Annotated in this window: 13 protein-coding genes; 8 read left to right on the forward strand and 5 right to left on the reverse strand. The window is 62.9% G+C overall.

Annotated elements, in window-relative coordinates:
- Window positions 1-24 precede the first annotated feature (24 nt).
- From ppsA to C4K39_RS09655, 8 genes are all read left to right on the forward strand, one after another.
- Window positions 25-2,400 (forward strand): phosphoenolpyruvate synthase, encoded by a 2,376-nt coding sequence (gene ppsA / locus C4K39_RS09620; protein WP_068577286.1) that lies wholly within the window; start codon window positions 25-27, stop codon window positions 2,398-2,400.
- A gap of 101 nt (window positions 2,401-2,501) precedes the next feature.
- Window positions 2,502-3,491 (forward strand): alpha/beta fold hydrolase, encoded by a 990-nt coding sequence (locus C4K39_RS09625; protein WP_124346226.1) that lies wholly within the window; start codon window positions 2,502-2,504, stop codon window positions 3,489-3,491.
- Between the two features lie 255 nt (window positions 3,492-3,746).
- A complete protein-coding gene (rraA, locus tag C4K39_RS09630; protein WP_068577280.1) occupies window positions 3,747-4,238 on the forward strand; it encodes a ribonuclease E activity regulator RraA in 492 nt (163 codons plus the stop codon).
- Window positions 4,239-4,263: 25 nt separating this feature from the next.
- Window positions 4,264-5,259, forward strand: a complete 996-nt coding sequence (gene cmaX, locus C4K39_RS09635) for a divalent cation transporter CmaX (RefSeq protein ID WP_068577277.1) — start codon at window positions 4,264-4,266, stop codon at window positions 5,257-5,259.
- Window positions 5,260-5,322: 63 nt separating this feature from the next.
- Entirely contained in the window at window positions 5,323-5,568 is a 246-nt protein-coding gene (locus tag C4K39_RS09640; RefSeq protein ID WP_068577275.1) for a CrfX protein, read from the forward strand.
- Between the two features lie 2 nt (window positions 5,569-5,570).
- Window positions 5,571-6,395 (forward strand): mechanosensitive ion channel family protein, encoded by an 825-nt coding sequence (locus C4K39_RS09645; protein ID WP_068577274.1) that lies wholly within the window; start codon window positions 5,571-5,573, stop codon window positions 6,393-6,395.
- Window positions 6,396-6,482: 87 nt separating this feature from the next.
- Complete coding sequence (gene sigX, locus C4K39_RS09650) at window positions 6,483-7,073, forward strand: RNA polymerase sigma factor SigX (protein ID WP_068577272.1); 591 nt, start codon at window positions 6,483-6,485, stop codon at window positions 7,071-7,073.
- Window positions 7,074-7,180: 107 nt separating this feature from the next.
- Window positions 7,181-8,158 carry an OmpA family protein gene (locus tag C4K39_RS09655; RefSeq protein ID WP_068577270.1) on the forward strand — a complete coding sequence of 326 codons (978 nt, stop codon included), beginning with the start codon at window positions 7,181-7,183 and terminating at the stop codon, window positions 8,156-8,158.
- Window positions 8,159-8,229: 71 nt separating this feature from the next.
- On the opposite strand, the gene cobA is transcribed toward C4K39_RS09655, so the two are convergent.
- The 5 genes from cobA to C4K39_RS09680 all read right to left on the reverse strand — a co-directional run bounded on the left by cobA (window position 8,230) and on the right by C4K39_RS09680 (window position 16,519).
- Entirely contained in the window at window positions 8,230-8,970 is a 741-nt protein-coding gene (cobA, locus tag C4K39_RS09660; RefSeq protein ID WP_124346227.1) for a uroporphyrinogen-III C-methyltransferase, read from the reverse strand.
- An 11-nt stretch (window positions 8,971-8,981) separates the two neighbouring features.
- The gene (locus C4K39_RS09665) at window positions 8,982-11,699 is read right to left on the reverse strand and encodes a nitrate reductase (protein ID WP_124346228.1); all 2,718 of its coding nucleotides are present in this window, start codon (window positions 11,697-11,699) and stop codon (window positions 8,982-8,984) included.
- The gene (gene nirD, locus C4K39_RS09670) at window positions 11,699-12,016 is read right to left on the reverse strand and encodes a nitrite reductase small subunit NirD (protein WP_068577265.1); all 318 of its coding nucleotides are present in this window, start codon (window positions 12,014-12,016) and stop codon (window positions 11,699-11,701) included. The genes C4K39_RS09665 and nirD overlap by 1 nt, the downstream gene beginning before the upstream one ends.
- Window positions 12,013-14,466, reverse strand: coding sequence for a nitrite reductase large subunit NirB (nirB, locus tag C4K39_RS09675; RefSeq protein ID WP_068577263.1), 2,454 nt, complete (start codon window positions 14,464-14,466; stop codon window positions 12,013-12,015). Before nirB ends, nirD begins: the two co-directional genes overlap by 4 nt.
- 382 nt (window positions 14,467-14,848) lie before the next feature.
- Window positions 14,849-16,519, reverse strand: a complete 1,671-nt coding sequence (locus C4K39_RS09680) for a bifunctional protein-serine/threonine kinase/phosphatase (protein ID WP_124346229.1) — start codon at window positions 16,517-16,519, stop codon at window positions 14,849-14,851.
- Between the last annotated feature and the right edge of the window lies 1 nt (window position 16,520).

A 16,520-nucleotide genomic window follows, 5' to 3' on the forward strand; every position in this document is an offset into this window, starting at 1 on the left:
AACACAGTTAGTGGAGAGATCACCTTGGTAGAGTACGTAGTTTCCCTCGATAAGCTCGGCAAACACGATGTTGAGCATGTGGGGGGCAAGAACGCATCCCTGGGCGAGATGATCAGTAACCTCGCGGGTGCCGGCGTCTCGGTCCCGGGTGGCTTCGCCACGACCGCCCAGGCCTATCGGGATTTCCTGGAACTGAGCGGTCTGAACGACCAGATCCATGCCGCGCTCGACGCGCTGGATGTCGATGACGTGAATGCCCTGGCCAAGACCGGTGCCCAGATCCGCCAGTGGATCATGGAAGCCGAGTTCCCCGAGCGCCTCAATACCGAGATCCGTACGGCTTTTGCCGCGCTATCGGCCGGCAACCCGGACATGGCCGTGGCCGTGCGCTCCTCGGCTACCGCCGAAGACCTGCCGGATGCCTCCTTCGCCGGCCAGCAGGAAACCTTCCTCAATATCCGTGGCGTGGACAACGTGATCCGTGCCGCCAAGGAAGTGTTCGCCTCGTTGTTCAACGACCGCGCCATTTCCTATCGTGTTCACCAGGGCTTCGACCACAAGCTGGTGGCCCTGTCCGCTGGCGTACAGCGCATGGTCCGCTCCGAAACCGGTACCGCTGGGGTGATGTTCACCCTCGATACCGAATCGGGTTTCCGTGACGTGGTGTTCATCACTGGTGCCTACGGCCTGGGCGAAACCGTGGTCCAGGGCGCCGTCAACCCCGACGAGTTCTACGTCCACAAGAACACCCTGGCCGCTGGCCGCCCTGCGATCCTGCGTCGCAACCTGGGCAGCAAGGCGATCAAGATGATCTACGGCGACGAAGCCAAGGCTGGGCGCTCGGTGAAGACCGTGGACGTGGACAAGGCCGATCGCGCACGTTTCTGCCTGACCGACGCCGAGGTCAGCGAGCTGGCCAAGCAGGCGATGATCATCGAGAAGCACTACCAGTGCCCGATGGACATCGAGTGGGCCAAGGACGGTGACGACGGCAAGCTGTACATCGTGCAGGCCCGTCCGGAAACCGTGAAGAGCCGCACCCAGGCCAACGTGATGGAACGTTACCTGCTCAAGGAAAAGGGCACCGTCCTGGTGGAAGGCCGTGCCATCGGCCAGCGCATCGGCGCCGGCAAGGTGCGGATCATCAAGGACGTGTCGGAGATGGACAAGGTCCAGGCCGGCGACGTGCTGGTCTCCGACATGACCGACCCGGATTGGGAACCGGTGATGAAGCGCGCCAGCGCCATCGTCACCAACCGTGGTGGTCGTACCTGCCACGCGGCGATCATCGCCCGTGAACTGGGCATTCCCGCAGTCGTCGGGTGCGGCAACGCCACCGAGCTGCTCAAGGATGGCCAGGGCGTGACCGTGTCCTGCGCCGAGGGCGACACCGGCTTCATCTTCGAGGGCGAGCTGGGCTTTGACGTCAAGCAGAACTCCGTGGACGCCATGCCGGACCTGCCGTTCAAGATCATGATGAACGTCGGCAACCCGGACCGCGCCTTCGATTTCGCCCAGCTGCCGAACGCCGGTGTGGGCCTGGCCCGCCTGGAGTTCATCATCAACCGCATGATCGGCGTGCACCCCAAGGCGCTGCTGAACTACGCGGGCCTGCCACAAGAGATCAAGGACAGCGTCGACAAGCGTGTCGCCGGCTACCACGATCCGGTGGACTTCTACGTCGACAAGCTGGTCGAGGGCATCAGCACCCTGGCAGCGGCATTCACCCCGAAGAAGGTCATCGTGCGCCTGTCGGACTTCAAGTCCAACGAGTACGCCAACCTGATCGGCGGCAAGCTCTACGAGCCGGAAGAAGAAAACCCGATGCTGGGCTTTCGCGGGGCTTCGCGCTACATCAGCGAATCCTTCCGCGATTGCTTCGAACTCGAGTGCCGTGCCCTCAAGCGCGTGCGCAACGAGATGGGGCTGACCAACGTCGAGATCATGGTGCCGTTCGTGCGTACCCTTGGCGAAGCTAGCCAGGTGGTCGATCTGCTTGCAGAAAATGGTCTGAAGCGCGGCGAGAACGGCCTGCGCGTGATCATGATGTGCGAGCTGCCATCCAACGCGATCCTGGCCGAGGAGTTCCTGGAGTACTTCGATGGTTTCTCCATCGGCTCCAACGACCTGACCCAGCTGACCCTGGGCCTGGACCGTGACTCCGGCATCATTGCCCACCTGTTCGACGAGCGTAATCCTGCGGTCAAGAAGCTGCTGGCCAATGCCATTGCCGCTTGCAACAAGGCTGGCAAGTACATCGGTATCTGCGGGCAGGGGCCTTCCGACCATCCTGACCTGGCCAAGTGGCTGATGGAGCAGGGGATCGAGAGCGTCTCGCTGAACCCGGACTCGGTACTGGAGACCTGGTTCTTCCTGGCCGAGGGCCAGGGCGCCGCGTAATCGGTGAGTGCAGGGTCGGTCCGTCGCGAGGCGGCCGACCCTCGTAGATTCAAACAGGGCGCGCTTCTTCCGAATGCCGCCCTTTTTTGTGCAAGAAGAATATGCAAAGCAGCAGCAACCTATTTCCTGTCGCCTTGACCAGTGCCGAACGTCGAGGCGATCTCAGCGAAGATGTCTATCGCTTGAAACCTGGCAACAGCCCCGATCCTTCGGTGGAGTTGGCTGTCACCCGCTTGGGGATGGCCGACGAGCCTCAAGTCCGGGGCGTGCCCGTGATCCTGCTACATGGCAGCTTTTCCAACCGGCGCTTCTGGTATTCACCCAAGGGTATTGGCTTGGGGGCCTATCTGGCACGAGCCGGCTTTGACGTGTGGATTCCGGAAATGCGTGGCCACGGCCTGTCCCGGCGTAATGCCGGGTACCGCCAGAACCGCGTGGCCGACTACGCGCGCTACGATCTGCCGGCGATTGCCGCCTTCGTTCGCGAGCAAAGCGGGCAGATCCCTCATTGGATCGGCCACTCTCTGGGGGGCACCACTTTGGCGGCGGCGCTGGGTGGACAATACCTGGGGGAGGCGGGCGTGGCCTCCGCGGCGTTTTTCGGTACCCAGGTCAGCCGAATCTATTGGCCTTTGAAGATTCCTCTCGTGGAGTGGGGCGGACGCCTACTTATCAAGCGTTTCGCCCAGTTGTCCGGTTCACGGCTCAAGCGTGGTCCAGAAGACGAGCCTATTGGCCTGGCGCTGGAAAGCATGCGCTGGCACGGATTGTTTGGTCGCTTTGGCGATGCCGACAAGGATTGGTGGGCCGGCCTCACTGAGGTTGCGGTGCCGGCTCTGGCGGTCAGTGCGGCGGGAGACCACCAGGACCCGACCTGGGCGTGCCGCAAGTTGTTCGAACAATTGGCAAGCCAGCACAAACAGTTTGTGTGCCTGGGGCGAGAGCAGGGTTTCAGTGGCAATTTCGGGCATGTCGAGATGCTGGTGAGCAAGCCGGCCCAGGCCGAAGTCTGGCCATTGGTCGCACGCTGGCTCAAGGACCAGCAGTCGCCGTTACTGGCTTGTGTCACCGAGCAACTGGCTACGGTTTGAAGCCAGGGCTCTGACAAGGGCATTTCGTTGCATGTTGCTTGCGGCTAAGATATGACGCGCTGCGCTATTTTGGTCACATTCGGTGATGGGCTCGACTTTCCGTTCTGTCGACAGAACTGAGAAAATACTGGCCGCGTCGATGGGGCAGGTCAGGCATGCAGGCTGGACATGTAGTGTCTGGGCCCGTATCTCCTAGGCTGTCCCAGGAATCAGTGACACCGTCGATCGTGTTCTTACTGTTACAGGAGCTTCTCGATGAATCATTACCTTACTCCCGACCTGTGCGATGCCTACCCGGACCTGGTGCAAGTCGTCGAGCCCATGTTCAGCAACTTTGGTGGTCGCGACTCCTTTGGTGGTGAAATCGTCACCATCAAGTGCTTTGAGGACAACTCTCTGGTCAAGGAGCAGGTGGATCTCAAGGGGCATGGCAAGGTACTGGTGGTCGATGGGGGCGGTTCGCTACGGCGTGCCCTGCTGGGCGACATGCTGGCCGAAAAGGCTGCGAAGAACGGCTGGGAAGGCCTGGTGATCTATGGCTGCATCCGTGATGTAGATGCCATTGCCCAGACTGACCTGGGGGTGCAGGCCCTGGCCAGCCATCCGATGAAAACCGACAAGCGTGGCATTGGCGACCTCAATGTCGCGGTGACTTTTGCCGGAGTCACTTTCCGCCCGGGCGAGTATGTCTATGCCGATAACAACGGCGTGATCGTTTCGCCCAGCCCGCTGAAAATGCCTGAATGAGCCAATGGCCTGACAAGGGATGAGGATGTTCGAGGAAGAAAACGCGCAATGGGGGCTAGTGCATGCCCTGGTGCTGGATGGTGAAGGCGGTGCGCGCTCGATTGCCCGGACAGAGCTCGACGAATTGCAGCTGCAGGCCCATGAAAGCCTGTGGCTGCATTGGGATCGCAGTCATCCGCAGACCCAGACCTGGCTGCGCCGCTCCAGTGGCTTGAGCGAGTTCAGCTGTGACCTGCTGCTGGAGGAAAATACCCGTCCACGCCTCTTGGCCCTGCCTGATTCGGAGCTGTTGCTGTTTCTACGGGGCATCAACCTCAATCCCGGGGCCGAGCCTGAGGACATGGTCTCGGTGCGGATCTTCGCCAGTGCCCAGCGGGTGATCTCCTTGCGTTTGCGACCCTTGCGCGCGACCGATGAGCTATTGGTGCAGCTGGCCGAAGGCAAGGGGCCGAAAAATGCCGCTGAACTGCTGCTCTACATGGCCGAGTACCTGACGGACAAAGTGCAGAATCTGGTCAGCGACCTCTCTGAAGTGGTCGATGATGAAGAAGAAAAACTGGATGCCGACGAACGGTATACCCCCGAGCACGGCAGCATTTTGCAGATCCGTCGGCGGGCTGCCGGGCTCAAGCGCTTCCTGGCTCCGCAGCGGGATATTTTCGCTCAACTGAGCCGCATCAAGTTGCTCTGGTTCGCCGCCGATGATGGGGACTACTGGAACGAGTTGCACAACAGCCTGACCCGCTACCTGGAAGAACTGGAACTGGCCAGAGAGCGCGTGGGGCTTGTGCTGGAGGCCGAAGACCGGCGTCTGAGCGTGCGCATGAATCGCACCATGTATCGCTTCGGAATCATCACGGGGATCTTCCTTCCCATGAGCTTTCTTACTGGCCTTCTGGGAATCAACGTCGGCGGTATTCCATTTTCCGCAAGCCCCTATGGCTTCATCATCGCCTGCCTGTTGTTGGTAGCGGTAGCGCTGGGACAATGGTGGTTATTCCGACGTTTGCGCTGGGTATAACGATGCGCCATGTGACCCGAATAAATCTGATCGCGTCTTTTTCAGACATCACCAGAGGTGCGTATGCACGATCCGTTTGAACAGTCGTTGCGTGACATGCTCAAAGCCTCGCCATCAAGCCGCGATGACGATGCCTGCCTGGGCCGCGTATTGAAAACCGCCAACCGCCAGGTTGGGGCAGGGGATCTGTTCAGCTTGCTGGGCCGTTGGCTGCCGGCGCTGATGATCGCCTTGAATAACGGATCGGCCCATGTCGCGCCGGTTTCCCGTCTTAAACCTACTGCTCGCACTGCTGATAAGGCTGATTGAATATGGAACTTGATCTCTGGACGCAGAGCCTCGTCACAGCGATGACCGCCTTGTGGACCAAGGTGGCGAACTTCATTCCGAACCTGTTCGGTGCGTTGGTAGTGTTGTTGCTGGGTTTCGTGGTGGCCAAGCTGCTCGATACCCTGTTGTCCAAATTGCTGGCCAAGCTGGGCCTGGATCGCTTGATGGGCGGTACCGGCTTGACCAAGTTGCTGTCTCGCGCGGGCCTGCAAGTACCTATTTCGACCCTGATCGGCAAGATCGTCTATTGGTTCGTCTTGCTGATTTTTCTGGTTTCTGCTGCTGAATCCCTTGGCCTTGAGCGAGTTTCGGCTACGCTCGACATGCTTGCTTTGTATTTGCCAAAGGTTTTCGGTGCTGCGCTGGTGCTGTTGGTGGGAGTCTTGTTGGCGCAGTTGGCCAACGGGCTGGTGCGCGGAGCGGCTGAAGGCGTGGGTTTGGAGTACGCCGCTGGCGTGGGGCGGATCGCTCAGGGGCTGGTGATCATCATCAGTATTTCCGTGGCGATCAGCCAGCTGGAGGTCAAGACAGACCTGCTCAACCACGTGATCGTGATCGTTTTGATTACCGTTGGTCTGGCCGTTGCGCTGGCGATGGGGTTGGGAAGTCGGGAAATTGCAGGACAGATTCTTGCGGGAATCTATGTGCGTGAGTTGTACCAGGTTGGGCAACAAGTGCGAGTTGGAGAGGTCGAAGGGCAGATCGAAGAGATTGGCACGGTGAAAACTACATTGCTGACCGAGGAGGGTGAGCTAGTCTCTCTCTCCAATCGGATCCTGCTGGAGCAGCATGTAAGTAGCCGCTAACCCGGCACCCTGCTAATGTATGCCGCCGCAAAAATGCCCATCACCGGGCTGTGGCGGACATTGACCTGACTGTCGGCACGACTCGTTTTGAATAAAACCCAACCGCTATCCACGCGCTATGACCCCCGTGAGCTCTCTGATGAGGAGTTGGTTGCGCGTTCACATACGGAGCTGTTCCACGTAACACGCGCCTATGAAGAGTTGATGCGACGCTATCAGCGAACCCTATTTAATGTTTGTGCGCGTTATCTGGGGAACGATCGGGACGCAGATGATGTCTGTCAGGAAGTGATGTTGAAGGTGCTGTATGGCCTTAAGAACTTTGAGGGTAAATCGAAGTTCAAAACGTGGCTGTACAGCATCACGTATAACGAGTGCATCACGCAGTATCGCAAGGAGCGGCGCAAGCGTCGGTTGATGGACGCTTTAAGTCTTGACCCCCTCGAGGAGGCCTCTGAAGAGAAGGCCCCGAAACCTGAGGAAAAGGGCGGGCTTGACCGCTGGTTGGTGCATGTGAACCCGATTGATCGGGAAATTCTGGTGCTACGTTTTGTCGCAGAGCTGGAATTTCAGGAGATCGCGGACATCATGCACATGGGGTTGAGTGCTACAAAAATGCGTTACAAACGTGCTCTTGATAAATTGCGTGAGAAATTTGCAGGCATTGCTGAAACTTAGTTCGGCGCAAATATCTCTTACGTCTAGGTGAGTTCTGATAGACTTACCGCCGAGTTGTCCCCCGGTATGTGGGACTGCTTTACAATCACCAGATGGGGATTTAACGGATGAAACTGAAAAACACCTTGGGCATTGCCATTGGTTCTATTGTTGCCGTGACTTCGTTCGGCGTTCTGGCGCAAGGCCAAGGCGCGGTCGAAGGTGAACTCTTCTACCAGAAGAAGTACAACGACAGCGTCAAGCACGTCGAAGATGGTTACAACCCAGGCGCATCGATCGGTTACTTTCTGACCGACGACCTGTCGTTGAACCTGACCTACGACAAGACTAACCACACCCGTTCCAACGACGGCACTGGTAAGCAAAAAATCGAAGGCGACAACTTCGGCCTGAACGCTCAGTACCACTTTGGTACTGTGGGTGACGCTCTGCGTCCATACGTTTCCGGCGGTGTTGCTCACAAGAGCATGACCAACGTGATCGCCGACGGTCACAGCGGCCGCGACAAGTCGACCTTCCTGACCGCAGGTGCTGGCGTTAAGTACTACTTCACCGACAACCTGTTCGCCCGTGCTGGCGTTGAAGCTGACTACAAGCTGGATAACGGCAAGTGGGACTACGCTCCGACCATCGGCCTGGGTGTGAACTTCGGCGGTAGCGGTGGCAAGGTTGCTCCAGCTCCAGTAGCTCCGGCTCCTGCTCCAGAACCAGCTCCAGAAGCTCCGGTTGCTGAAGTTGTTCGTGTTGAGCTGGACGTGAAGTTCGACTTCGACAAGTCTGTTGTTAAGCCTAACAGCTACGCTGACATCAAGAACCTCGCTGACTTCATGAAGCAGTACCCACAAACCACCACCGTTGTTGAAGGTCACACTGACTCCGTCGGTCCTGACGCTTACAACCAGAAACTGTCCGAGCGTCGTGCAAACGCCGTTAAGCAAGTTCTGGTTAACCAGTACGGCGTTGGCGCTAACCGCGTTCAATCCGTTGGTTACGGTGAGTCCCGCCCAGTTGCCGACAACGCAACTGAAGCTGGCCGCGCTGTAAACCGTCGCGTAGAAGCCTCGGTAGAAGCTCAAGCTAAGTAATTAGCCCTGTAGCTTGGAAAAACCCGGCCTAGGCCGGGTTTTTCTTTGCCTGGATTTTTTACCCCAGGGGTTCAGGCCTGGAGCAGGCAGGCGGCGCTGGCGCCAGCAGTTGCCGCTACTGCGCCGATTACCAGGATCGCCGGGCTCTTGAGCCTGAATTGCAGGGCATCCTGTTGCATGTTCCCCAGTACGCTGCGGCATTCCCGCTGCTCCGGCAACGAGGCATTCTCGATCATCGCCACCGGTGTCCGGTCCGGCATGCCAGCGGCGCGCAACTGTTCGCCGATCTCTGTCAGTTTCGCCACTCCCATATAGATCACCAGGGTCGTTCCGCCCTGGGCCAGTGCCTGCCAGTCCAGTGGGCTGTCATCCTGGGTATGGGCGGTGAGTAACGTCACGCCGCGGGCCACGCCGCGCAAGGTCAGGGAGATATCGCAACTGGTGGCACCGGCCAGGCCGGCGGTGATGCCGTTCACCAGTTCCACCTCGATACCGTGCTCCCGGAGCCACTGGGCCTCTTCGCCACCGCGTCCGAAGATGCATGGGTCGCCACCCTTGAGGCGAACCACGCAACGCCCCTGTCGGGCGTAGCGCAGCATCAGGCGATGGATGAAGGCCTGGGGCGTGGAGCGACAGCCGCCACGCTTGCCCACCGCAATCACTCGCGCTCCGGGACAGTGCTGCAATACGGCACTGTTGACCAGGTCATCGATCAGTACCACATCGGCCTCGCCCAAGGCGCGTACCGCCTTGAGCGTCAGCAGCTCCGGATCGCCAGGGCCTGCGCCGACCAGCCAGACTTTTGCACTCATGGGAATTCCTCTCACACAGGGATGGCCAAAGGTTGCGCTGTAGTGGCCAGGAGACGCTTGATCTCCGGCACGCAGGAGCCACATTGGCTGCCGCAACCCAGTTGTTGTCGCAGTTGCCCCAGATCCAGGCCGGCGGCGATGCCGGCTTGCACGGCGCGATAGCCGACGTTCTTGCAGTTGCACAAGGTGCGGTCTGCAGGCTCGCCCAGGCCGCTGGCTTGCGGTGGAGTACTCAGGGGGGCCAGCAGCCAGCGGCGCAGTTGTTCGTCGGCACGGCCTTCGAGCCAGAGCTGCTGCAACCAATGCCGGGCAAGGGTTTCCCCGGCCAGGCGGATGGCCGTGATCCGCTCTTGCTCGATGCGCACCCGCTTGCCGATGGCCCGGCGTGGGTCGTCATAGGCCAGCACTGGGCCGGCATCCAGCCCCAGGTGCTGGTCGATGGCTGCAAGCAGCTGGGATTCCGGTGCCTGCAGGTGGGCGGCGCGAATCACCAAGGCCGGGCGCTCGCGACCGGTCAGGGCGAGGCTGACATAGGCCAGGGACTCACACAGCGGGCGCAGGGCCTGGAAGCGGGCCTGGACATCGCCTTCGACCAGCGCGAACAGTTGCCACGGCAAGTGCACCGGCTCCAGGCGCACGCCGCTGTGCTTGAGCTCCGGTTGCTTGGACAGCGGGTCGAAGGCCGGTTGGGTGACGGCATTGACCCCACCCTTGAGGAAGCGATCGCCCCAATGCATCGGCAAGAAAGCCTGGCCCGGGCGCACGCTGTCATCGCCGGTCACGGGCACTATCACGCTGCCGCGTCGGCTCTTGAGGCTCACCAGGTCGCCGTCTTGCAGGTGCTGGCGGCGCAGGTCATCCGGATGCAGGCTCAGCAGCGCCTCGCCGACATGGCCGAACGCCTGCGCTGCGGTGCCGGTACGGCTCATGCCGTGCCATTGGTCCCGCAGCCGGCCGGTGATCAGGGTCAGGGGAAAGCGCGCCTCGCGTTGTTCCCGGGCCGCCACGTAGGGGTCGCCGACAAAGCGTGCGCGCCCCGTGGGCGTGGGGAATACGCCGTCGCCATACAGACGTGGCGTGCCGTGGTCGGCGCCTTCTGGAAATGGCCACTGCTGCGGGCCAAGCCGGTCGAGCAGTTCGAAGCTAAGGCCGGACAGATCCAGGTCGCGCCCCCGGGTCAGGCCCTTGTATTCATCGAACAGCTGGTGGGCATTCTCGAAGGCGAACAGGCTGGGCAGTCCGGGGCGCAGGCGGCGCTCCAGGCGCTGGGCGAAATCCAGGGTGATCGCCCAATCCGCACGAGCTTCTCCAGGCGGCGGCACCGCTTGGCGCACATGGGAAACCCGGCGCTCGGAGTTGGTCACCGAGCCTTCCTTTTCGCCCCAGCTGGCCGCTGGCAGCAAGAGATCGGCGAAGGCTGCGGTTTCCGTGGTGGCGAAGGCCTCTTGCAGGACCACGAAGGGACACTTGAGCAAAGCCGCGCGCACGCGATTCTGGTCGGGCAGCGATTGGGCCGGGTTGGTGCAGGCGATCCACAGCGCCTTGATTCGCCCGCTGTGCAATTGTTCGAACAGTTCGATGGCGCTCAGCCCGGGTGTCTCCGGCAGGCGCTCCACGCCCCAGTAGCTGGCAACCTCGGCGCGGTCTCCGGGATTGGCGGCTTCCCGGTGGCCTGGCAGCAGGTTGCTCAGGCTGCCGGTTTCCCGGCCACCCATGGCATTGGGCTGGCCGGTGAGGGAGAAGGGCCCGGCGCCGGGCCGACCAATCTGCCCGGTGGCCAGGTGCAGGTTGATCAGCGCGCTGTTCTTGGCGCTGCCGGCGCTGGACTGGTTCAGGCCCATGCACCACAGCGACAGGAAGCTCGGCGCGGTGCCGATCCATTGGGCGCACTGTTGCAGTTGCTCGATACCGATGCCGCACAGCTGCGCCACCAGGGCCGGGGTGTAGTCGCGCACCAGGGCCTTGAGTTCAGCCAGGCCTTCGGTATGGGCCTGGATGAAGTCCCGGTCGATCCAGTCCTCCCACAACAGCAGATGCAGGATGCCGTGGAACAGCGCGACATCGGTGCCGGGCAGGATCGCCAGGTGCAGGTCGGCCAGGTCGCAGGTGTCGGTGCGCCTGGGGTCGATGACGATGACCTTCATCGCCGGGCGCTGGCTCTTGGCTTGTTCCAGGCGGCGAAACAGCACCGGGTGGGCATAGGCCATGTTGCTGCCGACGATCATCACGCAATCGCTCTGCTCCAGGTCCTCGTAGTTGCACGGTGGCGCATCGGCACCCAGGCTGCGCTTGTAGCCCACCACCGCCGAAGACATGCACAGCCGCGAGTTGCTGTCGATGTTGTGGGTGCCGACCAGGGCCCGGGCCAGCTTGTTGAAGGCGTAGTAGTCCTCGGTCAGCAATTGCCCGGAAAGGTAGAACGCCACGCTGTCCGGGCCGTGCTCGGCGATGGTCCGGGCAAAGACTTCGGCGGCGTGGTCCAGGGCGCTGTCCCAGTCGCAGCGGCTGCGGGCCAGGGTCTTGCCCAGGCGCAACTGCGGGTACAGCGCGCGGGCTGTCGGGTCGCCGGTCAGGTGCAGGCTGGCGCCCTTGCTGCACAGCCGGCCGAAGTTCGCCGGGTGCGCCGGGTCGCCGCTGACCCCGAGGATCTGCCGGCCATCGTGCTCGATCAGCACGCCGCAGCCGACCCCGCAATAGCAACAGGTCGAGGCGGTGCTCTGGCGTTCCATCACCCGGCATCCCGCAGGGCCAGTTGCACCCGGCCGCTGGCGACCCGGGCCGCGTGCTGGTGGGCGCAACCGACATCCGGCGCCTGGGCCAGGCCCGATTGCAGGTCGATCTGCCAGTTGTGCAGCGGACAGGCCACCCGCTTGCCGTGGATCAGGCCCTGGGACAGTGGCCCGCCCTTGTGCGGGCAGCGATCGTCGAGGGCGAACACCTGGTCGTCGCTGGTGCGGAAAATCGCGATATCGCCCCGGGGCCCCTTGATGATGCGCGAGCCCAGGATGTTGATGTCTTCCAGGGCGCAGATATCCAGCCAGTTCATGCCGGCACCTCCAGTTGCTTGAGGGGGATGGTCTCGTACTCTTTTTTCAGCTGCGGCTCGGCCAGGCGTTGCTGCCAGGGGTCCTGCTCGAAGGACAGGGAAAACTGCAGGCGTTCGTTCAGCGCCTGGCGCCGCTGCGGATCTTCCAGCACGGCGCGTTTCACGTGCTCCAGGCCGACCCGCTCCAGGTAGTGCACGGTGCGCTCCAGGTAGAAGGCTTCCTCGCGGTAGAGCTGGAGGAAGGCGCCGTTGTATTCGCGCACCTCATCGGCGGTCTTGAGCTTGACGAAGAACTGCGCCACCTCGGTCTTGATCCCGCCGTTGCCGCCGATATACATCTCCCAGCCGGAGTCGACGCCGATGATGCCCACGTCCTTGATCCCGGCTTCCGAGCAGTTGCGCGGGCAGCCGGAGACGGCCAGCTTGACCTTGTGCGGCGCCCACATATTGAACAGGTCGTGCTCCAGGTCGATGCCCAGCCGGGTCGAGTCCTGGGTGCCGAAGCGGCAGAATTCGCTGCCGACGCAGGTCTTCACGGTACGGATGGACTTGCCGTAGGCATGGCCGGACGGCATGTCCAGGTCCTTCCACACTCCCGGCAAGTCCTCCTTGCGGATGCCCAGCAGATCGATGCGCTGGCCGCCGGTGACCTTGACCATGGGCACCTGGTACTTGTCCGCCACGTCGGCGATGCGCCGCAGCTCGGACGGGTTGGTCACGCCGCCCCACATCCTCGGCACCACCGAGTAGGTGCCGTCCTTCTGGATGTTGGCGTGGGCCCGCTCGTTGATCAGGCGCGACTGCGGGTCGTCCTTGGCTTCGCCCGGCCAAGTGGAGATCAGGTAGTAGTTCAGGGCCGGGCGGCAGGTGGCGCAGCCGTCCGGGGTGCGCCAGTCCATGAAGCGCATGGCGCTGCCCAGGGTGATCAGGTGGTGCTCGCGGATCGCCTGGCGCACCTGGCCATGGGTGAGGTCGCTGCAGCCGCAGATGGCCTTCTCGCTCTTGGGCTTGACGTCCGCCGCGCCGCCCACGGTGCTGATCAGGATCTGCTCCACCAGCCCGGCGCAGGAGCCGCAGGAGCTGGCGGCCTTGGTGTGCTTTTTCACCTCGTCGACGCTGAACAGGCCGTTCTCCTGGATGGCCTTGACGATGGTGCCCTTGCATACGCCATTGCAGCCGCAGACTTCGGCGCTGTCGGGCATGTTCGCCGCACTGTTCTGGCCCTGGTGGCCGACATCGCCCACGCTGTTCTCGCCGAACATCAGGTGGTCGCGGATCTCGCCGACGTTGTGGTTCTCGCGGATCTGCCGGAAGTACCAGCCGCCGTCGGCGGTGTCGCCATACAGGCAGGCGCCCACCAGCACGTCGTCCTTGATCACCAGCTTCTTGTAGACCCCGCCGATGGGGTCGGCGAGGGTGATGGTCTCGGTGCCTTCGCCGCCCATGAAGTCGCCGGCGGAGAACAAATCGATCCCGGTGACCTTGAGCTTGGTCGATGTGACCGAGCCCTGGTAGCGGGCGAAACCCAGCTGGGCCAGGTGATTGGCGCAGACCTTGGCCTGCTCGAACAGCGGCGCCACCAGGCCATAGGCGATGCCGCGATGGCTGGCGCATTCGCCGATGGCATAGATGCGTGGGTCGTAGGTCTGCAGGGTGTCGTTGACCAGGATCCCGCGATTGCAGGGCAGGCCGGCCTGTTCCGCCAGTTCGGTATTGGGCCGGATGCCGGCCGCCATGACTACGAGGTCGGCGGGCAGGATGTCGCCGTTCTTGAACCGTACCGAGCCGACCCGGCCGTTGCCGGCATCGAGCAGCGCCTGGGTTTGCTCGCTCAGGCGGAACTTCAATCCGCGGCCTTCCAGGGCGCCTTGCAGCAGTTGGGCGCTGGTCTGGTCCAGCTGGCGCTCCAGCAGCCATTCCCCCAGGTGCACCACGGTGACTTCCATGCCGCGCAGCTTCAGGCCGTTGGCGGCCTCCAGGCCCAGCAGGCCGCCACCGATCACCACGGCGTGGCGGTGGGTCCTGGCGGTGTCGATCATCACCTGGGTGTCGGCGATGTCCCGGTAGCCGATCACGCCCTGCAGGTCGTTGCCGGGAATCGGCAGGATGAAGGGCGTGGAGCCGGTGGCGATCAGCAGGCGGTCGTATTCGGCCTCGGTGCCGTCGTCGGCGATCACCCGGCGCCGGATACGGTCGATCTGCACCACCTTGCGGTTGAGCAGCAGCTTGATGCCGTGCTCCTGGTACCAGCCAAGGTCGTTGAGGATGATGTCCTCGAACTGCTGCTCGCCGGCCAGCACCGGCGACAGCAAGATACGGTTGTAGTTGGCGTGGGGCTCGGCACCGAAGACGGTGATGTCGTACAGCTCCTCGCTCAGCTTGAGCAGTTCCTCCAGGGTGCGGACCCCGGCCATGCCATTGCCGATCATCACCAGCTTGAGTTTTTTCATGGGCTCCTCCGGGAGCGCAGGCAGGGCTTGGGCCTGGCTCGACAAAATGCGCGCAAACAAAAAAGGCGTCCCGTCAGTGGCCTGACGAGGACGCCTTTGTCCGATCCCGTTCTCTCGGGAAGCCTGCCTTCGTCGTTGAAGGCCGGGCTTTATGTCTGTTGCCAGGAGCAATGCAGCGCCTGTGCCAAGTTACCAAGGCCGCGTACTTGCACGGCGCCCAGGCAATGTTCCACGCATGGTGGAGACAGTTTCTGCACCGAATTGACGCGTCCTGCCCCGTTTCGATACCGGCCATTTCCACTCCCACGTGGCCGCTGCCGAGCCTGTGAGGCTGCGACAAGGCCCGCAGGGCCTTCATCGCCCGGTCATGCGCAGCCAAGGCCTAGCCGCGCAGCACCCGCCACAGCAGCACCAGGTTGAGCAGCAGGGCGGCCAGGGCGAGTCCGCGCCAGACCTTCAGCGGCTCGCGCTCCAGCAGCGGTCGGGGCCGGCTGTGCAGGCTGCGGCGTTCGCCCTGTTCCAGCACCAGCAACCACTGCTCGGCGGTTTCGTAGCGCTGCTGCGGTTGGGCGCAGACTCCGCGCTCCAGGCTCTCCTCCAGCCATTGCGGCAGGTCCGGGCGGTAGCGTCCGGGGCTGGTCGGCAGGCCGAAGCGCGGACGCTGGAAGGCTTCGACCTCGCCGTGGGGATAGTGCCCGGTCAGCAGGAAGTACAGGCACACGCCGACGGCGTACAGGTCCTGCCCGGGGCCGGGAGGTTCGCCAGCGAAGGCTTCCGGGGCGATGAAACTCGGGGTGCCGGGCAGCAGGTGTTGCGGGTCCACCGTCAATCCGGGGCAGTAGGCCAGGCCGAAATCCAGGATGCGCAGTTCGCCATCCTCGCCCAGCAGCAGGTTCTCTGGCTTGAGGTCGCGGTGCACGATCTGCCGCCGATGCAGCAGGCCCACCGCCCGCAGCAGGCGTTCGGCCAGGGCCTGCCACTGGTCCAGGGGCAGGGGGCCGTGCTGTTGGAACAACTGCGCCAGGGTCCGTCCCGGGTATTCGCGCATCAGGTAGTACAGGTGCTGGCGCGAGCTGCCGCCATGCACTTGGGGAAAGTGCCGGCCGGCGACCCGGCGCAGCAACCATTCCTCGGCCAGCAGTGCCTGGCAGGCCGGCAGGTCATCGTGCAGGGCGCCGGGCAGGGTCTTTAGCAGCCAGGCCTGATCTTGCTCGTCGCGCACCCGATACAGCAGCGACTGCCGGCTCTGGCCCAGCAGCGCCTCGACCTGCCAGCCCTCGAACATCTGGCCGGGCTTCAATGGCGGCGGCAGGGGCCATTGCCGCAGGTGCAGCAGGGCATCGCCGATGCTCTGTTCACCCAGGGCATCGACCCGTACCAGCAGGGCACTGGCGTTGTCCTGGCTGCCGGCCAGGTGGGCGGCGCTGACCAGGGTTCGGGTAGCGCTCTCCAGGTCTGGCTGGTCGCGCAGGATCGCCGCGATGGCGGTGTCGCCCAGGGTGGCCCAGACCCCGTCGCTGAGCAGCAGGAAGCTCTCGCCTTGGCGCAGTTCCCCGTCGAGGAAGTCCAGTACCAGGTGCTGGTCCAGCCCCAGGGCGCGCTTGAGCACATGCTGCATGCCTGGCTGCTCCCAGACATGATCCTCGCTGATGCGCTGCAAGCGTTGCTGGTGCCAGCGGTAGACCCGGCAGTCGCCGACGTGGGCCAGGGTGAAGCGCCGCCCGCGCAACACCAGGGCACTGAGGGTGGTGAGCAGCGGTTGGCCGCCACCATTGGCCTGCAGCCAGCGATTCTGCGCGTTCAGCAGGCGCTCCAGGGATTCGGCCACGCCCCAGGTTTCTGGTGTCGCATAGTAGTCCAGGGCCAGCGCCTGCAAGCTGGAACGGGCTGCCAGGCCACCATCGGCGCACTGGCTGACACCGTCGGCAATGGCGAACAGCAGGCCCTTGCTCGCGGCCAGGACCGGCTCCGGGGTCACTCGGCGCAGGGCATCCTGGTTCTCGGCCCGGGGGCCGGTGGCGCTGGCCTGGGCGTGGCTCAGTTGCAGGGCCATG

The organism is Pseudomonas sessilinigenes, from assembly GCF_003850565.1.
Taxonomy (GTDB): Bacteria; Pseudomonadota; Gammaproteobacteria; order Pseudomonadales; family Pseudomonadaceae; genus Aquipseudomonas; species Aquipseudomonas sessilinigenes.

Bases quoted from the DNA above. Each gene is read 5' to 3' on its own strand.
- C4K39_RS09625 (WP_124346226.1), top strand. From the start codon at position 2,502: ATGCAAAGCAGCAGCAACCTATTTCCTGTCGCCTTGACCAGTGCCGAA.
- rraA (WP_068577280.1), top strand. From the start codon at position 3,747: ATGAATCATTACCTTACTCCCGACCTGTGCGATGCCTACCCGGACCTG.
- cmaX (WP_068577277.1), top strand. From the start codon at position 4,264: ATGTTCGAGGAAGAAAACGCGCAATGGGGGCTAGTGCATGCCCTGGTG.
- C4K39_RS09640 (WP_068577275.1), top strand. From the start codon at position 5,323: ATGCACGATCCGTTTGAACAGTCGTTGCGTGACATGCTCAAAGCCTCG.
- C4K39_RS09645 (WP_068577274.1), top strand. From the start codon at position 5,571: ATGGAACTTGATCTCTGGACGCAGAGCCTCGTCACAGCGATGACCGCC.
- C4K39_RS09655 (WP_068577270.1), top strand. From the start codon at position 7,181: ATGAAACTGAAAAACACCTTGGGCATTGCCATTGGTTCTATTGTTGCC.
- cobA (WP_124346227.1), bottom strand. From the start codon at position 8,970: ATGAGTGCAAAAGTCTGGCTGGTCGGCGCAGGCCCTGGCGATCCGGAG.
- C4K39_RS09665 (WP_124346228.1), bottom strand. From the start codon at position 11,699: ATGGAACGCCAGAGCACCGCCTCGACCTGTTGCTATTGCGGGGTCGGC.
- nirD (WP_068577265.1), bottom strand. From the start codon at position 12,016: ATGAACTGGCTGGATATCTGCGCCCTGGAAGACATCAACATCCTGGGC.
- nirB (WP_068577263.1), bottom strand. From the start codon at position 14,466: ATGAAAAAACTCAAGCTGGTGATGATCGGCAATGGCATGGCCGGGGTC.
- C4K39_RS09680 (WP_124346229.1), bottom strand. From the start codon at position 16,519: ATGGCCCTGCAACTGAGCCACGCCCAGGCCAGCGCCACCGGCCCCCGG.